Source organism: Saccharopolyspora sp. NPDC045941, assembly GCF_056431445.1.
Window position 1 is genome coordinate 1 of the sequence record NZ_JBWKKU010000130.1, and the last position, 8,548, is coordinate 8,548.

At 68.3% G+C, this 8,548-nt stretch carries 7 protein-coding genes; 2 read left to right on the forward strand and 5 right to left on the reverse strand.

Going from position 1 to position 8,548, the window contains the following annotated elements; genetic code table 11:
• Positions 1–349: 349 nt before the first annotated feature.
• The 3 genes from AC07FN_RS45210 to AC07FN_RS45220 form a co-directional block, all read right to left on the reverse strand.
• Positions 350–1,546 carry an MFS transporter gene (locus AC07FN_RS45210; protein WP_478401264.1) on the reverse strand — a complete coding sequence of 399 codons (1,197 nt, stop codon included), beginning with the start codon at positions 1,544–1,546 and terminating at the stop codon, positions 350–352.
• A 99-nt stretch (positions 1,547–1,645) separates the two neighbouring features.
• Positions 1,646–2,302, reverse strand: a complete 657-nt coding sequence (locus AC07FN_RS45215; protein ID WP_478401265.1) for a class I SAM-dependent methyltransferase — start codon at positions 2,300–2,302, stop codon at positions 1,646–1,648.
• Entirely contained in the window at positions 2,299–2,964 is a 666-nt protein-coding gene (locus AC07FN_RS45220) for an ArsR/SmtB family transcription factor (RefSeq protein ID WP_478401266.1), read from the reverse strand. The genes AC07FN_RS45215 and AC07FN_RS45220 overlap by 4 nt, the downstream gene beginning before the upstream one ends.
• A 185-nt stretch (positions 2,965–3,149) precedes the next feature.
• On the opposite strand from AC07FN_RS45220, the gene AC07FN_RS45225 reads away from it, so the two are divergent.
• Together AC07FN_RS45225 and AC07FN_RS45230 are read left to right on the forward strand one after the other, a co-directional pair.
• Entirely contained in the window at positions 3,150–4,421 is a 1,272-nt protein-coding gene (locus tag AC07FN_RS45225) for an MFS transporter (protein ID WP_478401267.1), read from the forward strand.
• A gap of 46 nt (positions 4,422–4,467) precedes the next feature.
• Positions 4,468–5,646, forward strand: coding sequence for a cysteine desulfurase family protein (locus AC07FN_RS45230; RefSeq protein WP_478401268.1), 1,179 nt, complete (start codon positions 4,468–4,470; stop codon positions 5,644–5,646).
• A gap of 411 nt (positions 5,647–6,057) precedes the next feature.
• Here AC07FN_RS45230 and AC07FN_RS45235 read toward each other — a convergent pair whose 3' ends face one another.
• Positions 6,058–6,945 (reverse strand): formylglycine-generating enzyme family protein, encoded by an 888-nt coding sequence (locus AC07FN_RS45235; protein ID WP_478401269.1) that lies wholly within the window; start codon positions 6,943–6,945, stop codon positions 6,058–6,060.
• A gap of 85 nt (positions 6,946–7,030) precedes the next feature.
• On the reverse strand, positions 7,031–8,449 hold the full coding sequence (locus AC07FN_RS45240) for a sulfatase family protein (RefSeq protein WP_478401270.1): 1,419 nt from the start codon (positions 8,447–8,449) through the stop codon (positions 7,031–7,033).
• Positions 8,450–8,548: the final 99 nt, after the last annotated feature.

An 8,548-nucleotide genomic window follows, 5' to 3' on the forward strand; every position in this document is an offset into this window, starting at 1 on the left:
GTCGACGCACCTCGCGGTCCAACTGGGGTTCACTCACCCGGATCTCCCTATGATCATCAGGCCCGGGTGTCAACCATCTCCGTCAGTTTTATAGGGTGCTATAGCGCCCCGAACCGCTCACGGCCCGATGTGGACGTGGGCGGACCAGTAGCGGGGTTTTCCGGTTCGCGGGCGCGGAGTTGACGGACGGCGTTGCGCAGGGCGCAGGTCACGTGGTCGGTGTCGTAGTCCTCGTTGCCGCAGCAGATCAATGAACTGCGCGCCGACCGCGAAACCGCCGAGGCCAGGGGAACGGCCGTCGCCCGCGAGGGCTGCACGGCCGGGGACACACCTTCCGGCTAGGGCCGGATCATTGATGGGATGGGCGGGCCGTGTAGGCCACGGCGGGGATGATTGCTAGGGCGAGGAAACCGCCGATGGCGGCAAGTGTGGTGTAGCTGCTTGTCGCGACGATGAGGCCCGAGGCCATTCCGCCTCCGGCTCCGGCAAGGGCGATCGCGACGTCGACCGTGCCTTGGGTCTTGGCGCGGGTGGTCAGGGGGACGGTGTCGGTGATGATCGCGGTGCCGCTGATCAGTCCGAAGTTCCAGCCGAGTCCGAGCAGCGCGAGCGCGAGCGCGAGCAGTCCGACTGAATGCGGCGGGGCCAGGGCCGCGAGTAGGCCGGCGCCGAGGAGGGTGAGTCCGGAGGCGGCGGCCACGGTCAGTCGTCCGAAGCGGTCGACGAGCAGTCCGCTGAACGGGGATGGGAGGTACATCCCGGCCACGTGGACGGCGATGACCAGGCCTGCCGCGCTGACATCGTGGCCGTGGTGCTGCATGTGGATGGGCGTCATGGTCATGATGGCGACCATGATGAGCTGGGTGAGCACCATGACGGCCGCACCCAGCATCAGGTGCGTGCTGTGCCCGTTTCGAGGTTGGGTCGCTTCCCGTTCCAGGGTTTTCTCGCCGGAATCTGTCGCGTTCGCGGCGAGAGCGTGTGCGGTGGTCAGGGGGTCGGGACGCAGCATGGTCCACAGCACGGCGCCGGCAGCTGTGTAGGCGAGCGCGGCCAGGATGAAGGGACCGGCCAGACGTGGGATGTGGAGGGCGTCGGCTAGCTGACCTGTCACGGTGACCAGGTTCGGTCCGGCAACCGCCCCCACGGTGGTGGCCACCAGGACTGTGCTCACGGCCCGCCCGCGGTGCTGTGGTGAGGCGAGGTCGGCTCCGGCGTAGCGGGCCTGCAGGTTGGTGGCGGTGCCCGCGCCGTAGACGAACAGCGACAGGAAGAGCAGGAACACGCTGCCGGTAGTGGCGGCGGCGACGACCCCGAGGCTTCCTGCCGCGCCGGCCAGGTATCCGACCGAGAGCCCGGCGCGGCGGCCTAGGCGCTGCGAAATGCGTCCGACGATGACCGCGGCAGCAGCGGAGCCGACGGTGAACAGTGCGCTGGGCAGCCCGGACAGGCTGGTGCTGCCGAGCATGTCCTGGGCGAGCAGGGCGCCGACGGTGATGCCGGCGGCAAGACCGGCTCCGCTGAGGATCTGGGCCGTCACGAGCACGCCGAGGATGCGCTTTTGGGCTGGGTGAACAGCAGGGGTCACGGGGTGCCTTTCGGGCAGGGACCGCAAGCGCATCACGCGGCTTCACCGATGCGCAGGTCAGCGGGGTTTGGTTTGGGTGATGCGCCACAGCCGGCGGGGAAGCTCGCCTTCCTCGAAGGCATGGACCTCGGCCAGGTTCCATTGCTGTGCGAGAGTTTCGACCAGAGCGGGACCGAAGAAGTGCACGGCGAAGCCGCCGTGTTCGTGGATGTCGTCGTCGTGCGCGATGCCGGTGCCGTAGTGGGCATCACCGGTGTGGCGGACGGTGTAGACCAGGGGGTCGCCTGGGCGCAGTACGCGACGGATTTCGGTGACCAGGCGGTGAATCTCGGCCGTGGACAGTGCCATGCACAGCAGCATGTGCGCGAAGACGCCGTCCACGCTTTCATCGGGAAGCGGGATCGGGGTGCGGGCGTCGTGGACGGTGGTGGTGATGTTCCCGGCCAGGCCGTCCTGGTGGGCACGCGTGTGCAACTGGGCCAAGCCGGTGCGGCTGAAGTCCATGGCGTGCACGGCAAATCCGCGCCGAGCGAAGTAGAGGGTGTCGCGACCGTGTCCGGCGCCCAGTTCAAGGACGGTGGTGCCGCCATGGCCTGAGAAGACGTCGGCCGCGTGCCGGGCGGCCTCGGATGGCTCGTTTCCGTACATGTGGGGGTTGGCCTCGTAGGCGGACTGCCAGTGCGTGCGCTGAGCGTGTCCCAGATCGACGGTCACTGCGCCTCCGTTTCCACGGGCAGCTCGGCGAGTTGCCATTCGAGCATCCCGTCGGTGAGCCGTCGGGCGTTGCGGCCGTGGGCGGTCAGCAGGCGCACGGCATCGTGGGCGAGCACGCAGTAGCTGCCGCGGCAGTAGGCGACGATCTCTTGATCGGCCGGGATGTCGCCGAGTTTGTCGGCCAGTTCGTCCACCGGGATCGACACCGCGCCCGGGATGTGCCCGGCTTCGTACTCCTCGCTCGGACGCACGTCGAGCACGACCACGTCGCCGAGCTGGGCCCGGCGGAGCAGCTCCTCGCGGCTGACGTGCTCGGCATCATCAGGGCCGAGGTAGGCGGCGCGGGCCGCTTCCACGTCGGGCAGGTGAGCATGAGCGACGGCGCGCACCAGCGCGTACAGGGCTGCGACGTCCGTGCCTGCGAGGCGGTAGTAGATCTTGGTGCCTTCCCGGCGGGTGGCGACCAGGTTCGCCTGCTTGAGGGTCTGCAGGTGCGCGGAGGCGGTGGTCATCCCCAACTGCGCCGCGCGCGCCAACGCTTCGACCGTGCGCTCGCCCTGGGCGAGCAGGTCGAGCAGCTCCAGCCTCTTCCCGCTGGCCAGTGCCTTGCCGACGCGGGCGAATTGATCGAACAGGGCCGTCTTCGCGCCTCGATCACCCATCGATACTCCAATCTTCCGTGGAATAGTGTATAACAAGGTCAGGGCGATGAAATGTGCGGGCACGGCGAGCGGGCGATGGGAGGGGCCAGCCTCCTGGAACGGGCCGGGCACCGCGATCTGGCGGTTCTGCAAGGCTGCCCGGAGGACTGGGCCAAGGTCACCGGTCGGCCGCTGGAGGTCTGAGCATGAGCACCACCGGCTTGCGACTGGGCCTGCGCGCCAACCTCGCGCAGTTCAGCCTGCTCGTGGCGGTCAACGCCCTGGTGGGCGGGATGGTGGGCCAAGAGCAGACCGTGCTCCCGCTCCTGGCAAAGCAGGAATTCCACCTGGTCGGCTACACCTTCCTGCTGACCTACGTGCTCGTGTTCGGACTCAGCAAAGCTGCGACGAATTACTTCGCCGGTACCTTGTCCGACCGCTTCGGCCGCAAACCTGTCCTGGTCGCCGGGTGGTTGATCGCGATCCCCGTGCCCCTGATGCTGATCTGGGCACCAGACTGGGCCTGGATCGTGGCCGCGAACCTCCTCCTGGGCATCAACCAGGGCTTGACCTGGTCGACGACGGTGATCATGAAGGTCGATCTCGTCGGTCCCCGGCAACGAGGGCTGGCCATGGGCTTCAACGAAGCCGCCGGATATGGGGCAGTCGCCATCACCTCCGCACTCGCGGGCCATCTCGCCGAGCAATACGGGCTCCGCCCCACACCGTTCCTGCTCGGGGCGTTCTACGTCGCGCTCGGCCTCGGCCTCTCGGCCTTGGCAGTTCGCGAAACCCGCGATCACGCCCGCCTGGAAGCCGCCCAGCACGCCACCACCAGCCCCACCACGGGGCACACCAGCCTGACCAACCGGCAGGTCTTCGCCCGCACCACGTTCACCGACCCGGCCCTGTCCTCGGCCAGCCAGGCCGGCCTGGTCAACAACCTCAACTTCGGCCTGTCCTGGGGGCTGTTCCCGCTGCTCTTCGCCAGCGCCGGCTTGGCCGTGGACCGCGTCGGACTCCTGGTAGCCCTCTACCCCGCGGTCTGGGGAATCGGGCAACTCGCCACCGGAGCGCTGTCCGACCGATGGGGCCGCAAACACCTCATCGCCACCGGCATGCTCACCCAAGCAGCCGCGCTGGCCCTCATCGCCGCAGCCAACAGCTTCCCCGCGTGGGCGATCGCCACCGTCCTGCTGGGGGCCGGCACTGCGATGGTTTACCCGACACTGCTGGCGGCCATCGGCGACGTCGCCCACCCCAGCTGGCGAGCCCGCGCCGTCGGTGTCTACCGGCTCTGGCGCGACAGCGGCTACGCCGCCGGAGCCGTCCTCGGCGGCATCGTCGCCGACCTCTGGGACCTGCGCGCCGCCGTCTGGGCCGCCGCCGTCATCAGCCTCGCCTCCGCGGTCAGCATCGCGATCCGCATGTACGAAACCCACCCCCGAACCCACCGCGCTGCCGAGGACACCCCATGAGTCCTCGAAGGACAAGCATCAAAAGCGTTCCCCGGAGGTCCCGGCCATGAAAGAAGGTAGTGCTATCAGCATCCCCGCCGGACTCCACGACAACCCGATCTACCTGGACTACAACGCCACCACACCCATCGACCCCCGCGTAGCCGAGGCGTGCTGGCCGTACTTGACCGAGCACTTCGGCAACCCCTCCAGCGGCCACCACTACGGCCGCAGCGCCCGCGCCGCCATCGACACCGCCCGCTCCTCGCTCGCGCGGCTGCTCGACACCACGCCCGAGGAGATCGTGTTCACCAGCAGCGGCTCCGAAGCCAACACCCTCGCCATCCGCGGCGCCGCCCTCGCCCACCGCGACCACGGCAACCACATCATCACCCAAGCCACCGAACACCCCGCCGTCCTCGCCGCCTGCGACGCTCTCGCCCGACTGCACGGTTTCCGCGTCACCCACCTACCGGTCACCTCGGACGGACTGGTCGATCCCGCCGACCTCGACGCCGCGCTCACCGACGACACCGTCCTCGTGTCGATCATGCACGCCAACAACGAAACCGGCACCATCCAGCCGATCGCGGAACTCGCCGCCCGCGCCCACCACCGCGGCGCCCTCTTCCACACCGATGCCGCCCAAACCACCGGCAAAATCGGCGTGTCCGTCCACAAGCTCGGCGTCGACCTGCTGACCGTCACCGGCCACAAGTTCTACGCTCCCAAGGGCATCGGCGCCCTCCACCTCCGGCAGGGGCTCACGCTCGAACCGGCCATCTGCGGAGGCGGGCAAGAACGCGGGCTGCGAGCCGGGACGGAGAACGTCGCCCTCATCGTCGCCTTCGGGCACGCCGCCCAGCTCGCCCACGACAACCTCGACGAGGAGAAAGTGCGGCTGGAACAACTGCGCGACATGCTCCACGACGAGCTCGACCAGCGACTCCCCGGCCGCGTACACCTCAACGGCCACCCGGCACAACGCCTGCCCAACACCCTCAACATCAGCATCGACGGCACGCAGGGCAATCAGATCCTCGCAGCCACACCCGAGCTGGCCGCATCCACCGGATCCGCCTGCCACGAAGGCGAAACCCAACCGTCTACTGTGCTCACCGCCATGGGCACGTGCCTGGGCCGCGCCCGATCCGCGCTCCGACTCACCCTCGGACGCTGGTCCACCACCAACGACATCGCGCAAGCCGCCGCCCTCTTGGCGAGCACGAGCATCGCGCAGCGTTGAACACCCTGACGCGCACAACCACATGCGGTGCCACGTCCAGCTCTTCTCGTAGAAATTCAGCGAAGCCCCCAGGGGCTCTTCTCGTTCGACGGAGCATCCTTCCGGTTTCATTTCCTCGAGGGGTATATTCGCGGATCACCCAACCACCCCCAGCGTTGCGGCCTCGCCTAAGATCCTCCTCCACCCAACCCGGTAGATCTCGGAAGAACGGGCGGACCTGATCTGGCGTAACGCCGCCGCTAAGAGTTTGCCTTCCGCACGCACGACAGTGAGCGCGCTCACCCCGAGAGACGCGCTCAGCCACGGCGGGATCGCGACGCCCCTGGTTGCCGCGCTCTACCTGGCCGCACGTGTGGAATACCCGGTCAAGGCCCGATCGGCGATCCCCGGTCGGGGCGTGCAGTCGGGGTGTCAGACGTCGGCGACGGTGCGGAAGCCGAGGTTGCCACTGGAGCTGTCCGGGGTGTTCGCGGTGCGGGCGGCGACCCGGTAGCGGTTGCAGTAGGAGTCGTGGCACAGGTACGAGCCGCCGCGCATGGCGCGTGCCGTGCGGTGGTCGTCGAACCAGTCGGCGCACCATTCCCACGCGTTGCCCGACACGTTGTAGAGCCCGAACCCGTTGGGCTGGAAGGCGTTCACCGGTGCGGTGCCGACGTACCCGTCCTCTCCGGTGTTGCGCACCGGGAACTTGCCCTGCCAGATGTTGCAGCGGTGCTCGCCGTTCGGGGTCAGCTCGTCGCCCCACGGATAGCGCACCTGGTCCAGGCCGCCGCGGGCGGCGTACTCCCACTCCGCCTCGGTCGGCAACCGGCGGCCCGCCCACTGGCAGTACGCCATCGCGTCATGCCAGGACACGTGAACCACGGGGTGATCCCAGCGGTCGTCGACGGTGCTTCCCGGGCTCTCCGGCGCGCGCCAGTACGCACCCGCCACCCCGCACCACCACGGCGTCTGCTGGGGACGCGGCGAGACCTTGCGCAGGTCGCCCGGCACGAACTTCGCGAACACATAGGTCCAGCCGAACTGCTCCGCCTCCGTGCGGTACCCCGTGGCATCGACGAACTCCGCGAACTGCGCATTGGACACCGCGCAGGCGTCGATCGCGAACGGTTCGACCGTCACCTCGCGGACCGGCCCCTCGTGATCCTCGGGAAAGCCGTCCTCGTCGTCCGTGCCCATCCGGAACGTCCCGCCCGGCAAGGTGATCAGCCCCGTGGAGTCAACGCCGCCGCCGGGGCCCACCAGCTCGACGGCGACGGATTCGGATCCGGACCGCGGCGGGGGACAACAAGAAGACACGCCACAAACCTCCCAGCTCACGCTTCACAGTAACTTCCCGAGGACGAGCAACCCGGTCCCGCTGGTCGTACCAGCGCGGCTGAACTCAGACCCCCGCCGGCTGCGGCTGGCTGGGATGCGGTTTGTCCCCCAGCCGGGCCTGCTCCCGCCACATCGCGGCCTTGAGCTCCTCGCCGATCTCGCGATACGCGGGGTCGTCGTGGACGTTGTGCAGTTCGTGCGGATCGGCCGCCATGTCGTAGAGCTCCCACTCCGGCGGGTAGGTGAACGGCCCGGTGCCGGGCAGACCGAGCCCGTCGTTGTAGAAGTAGATGAGCTTGTACCGCTCGGTGCGGTAGCCGTAGTGCGCGGGCGCCTTGTGGAACTTGTCGTCGTGCTCCCAGTACCGGTAGTAGATCCCTACGGCCGGCGGTTGTGCCGGCGCGCCGAGCAGGTCCGGCCAGAAGCTGCGCCCCTGCATGCGAGGGTGGTGCGGCACATCCGCCGCGTCGAGGATCGTCTGGGCGAAGTCGACGTTGGTCACCATGTCGGAGAACACCGCACCCGCGGCCAGCCGCCGGGGATAGCTCAGCACGAACGGCATCCGCAGCGACTCCTCGTACATGAAGCGCTTGTCGAACCAGCCGTGGTCACCGAGGAAGAACCCCTGGTCCGAGGCGTACATCAGCAGCGTGTCGGCGAAGTCGCCGCGCTGCTTGAGCCAGTCGATCACCCGGCCGACGTTGTCGTCGACGCTCGCGACGCAGGCCAGGTAGTCCTCCATGAACCGCTGGTACTTCCAGATCGCCAGCTCGTCGTAGCTCAGTCCCTCGGGCGGGGCGACCTTGAGATCTTCTTCGTTGAGGTTCTCGGCGAGCCGGACCGCGGCCCGCCGCGCCGAGGACGAGCGCGTGGCGTAGTCGTCGTGGAAGGTTTCGGGCAGCGGCACCGGATCGGTGTACATGCCCTGGTGCTTGTCGTCCGGCTCCCACGGCCGGTGCGGCGCCTTGTGGTAGATCAGCACGCACCACGGATCGTCGCCGTCGAGGCTGTCGACCCAGTCCAGCGCCAGGTCGGTGATGATGTTCGTGGCGTAGCCCTCGACGGTGCGCAGGCCGTCGGCGGACAGGAACCGCGGGTTCCAGTACTCCCCCTGGTCGATCACCACGTCCCAGTAGTCGAAGTTCTGCGGGTCGTGTCCCTCGCCGTCGCCCATGTGCCACTTGCCGATCATCGCCGTGCGGTACCCGGCCTCGCGCAGCTGGCTGATGAACGTCGGCTGGCTCGCGTCGATCGGCGTGACGAGCGTGGTGACGCCGTTGACGTGACTGTGGGTGCCGGTGAGGATCGACGCCCGGCTCGGGGAGCACAGGGCATTGGTGGCGAAGCAGTTGTCGAACCGCCAGCCGTGTTCGGCGATCTCGTCGATCCTCGGTGTGCGGTTGACGACCGAGCCGTACGCGCCGATGGAGTGCGACGCGTGGTCGTCGGTCAGGATCATCACGATGTTGGGGCGGCGGGTCATGCTTGTCCTACCTTTCAAGCGTGGGTCTGATCTGGTCATTCGTAAGATCGGAGGGCCCAGGGGTTCTGGGTATGGCTGACATGCTCGAGCCGGTGGATG